Source organism: Streptomyces murinus (genome assembly GCF_002154555.1).
Classification (GTDB): Bacteria; Actinomycetota; Actinomycetes; order Streptomycetales; family Streptomycetaceae; genus Streptomyces; species Streptomyces murinus.
In genome coordinates this window covers 1-652 of sequence record NZ_MUNF01000670.1, presented here as the reverse complement: position 1 = coordinate 652, position 652 = coordinate 1, and the positions used below count along the sequence as shown (strand labels likewise).

The window sequence follows — 652 nt, the reverse complement described above, 5'->3', positions numbered from 1 at the left end:
CTGCGCCCGCGGACCCCCGCTGTCGGGCTGCGGCCTCCGTCCTCAAACGGCGGCACGGCTGGAGGACTACCTGTAGTCCTTCCAGCCCGTCCGGCGTTTGAGGACGGAGGCCGCAGGCCGACAGCGGGGGTCCGGGGGCGCAGCCCCTGGTACGGCGGGGAAAACTCCGGTGCCGAGCCCGCTCCAGTTGCCCAAGATCGGCCGACGCGCCGGGCGTCATTGGCACTCCGCTTGACCGAGTGCTAATCCCGGTCATAGTCTCGGCTCTGGCACTCCCCACTGGAGAGTGCCAACAAAGCGACGGGCAGGTCCGGCACCCGCGACGACGGATCGACCTGGTCGCCACCTCAGACAGTTAACCCCGTGAGATCTCCGAAGGGGGAGGTCGGATCGTGACGACCGCCAGCACCAAGGTTGCCATCAAGCCGCTCGAGGACCGCATCGTGGTCCAGCCGCTCGACGCCGAGCAGACCACGGCCTCTGGCCTGGTCATCCCGGACACGGCGAAGGAGAAGCCCCAGGAGGGCGCCGTCCTCGCCGTCGGTCCGGGTCGCTTCGAGAACGGCGAGCGCCTGCCGCTCGACGTCAAGGTCGGCGACGTCGTCCTGTACAGCAAGTACGGCGGCACCGAGGTGAAGTACAACGGCGAGGA

1 protein-coding gene is annotated in these 652 nt (G+C 68.9%); it reads left to right on the top strand.

The features are described from left to right. Nucleotides 1–392: 392 nt before the first annotated feature. On the top strand, nucleotides 393–652 hold a 260-nt coding region (gene groES, locus CCN72_RS32660), incomplete at its 3' end, for a co-chaperone GroES (protein WP_086811814.1).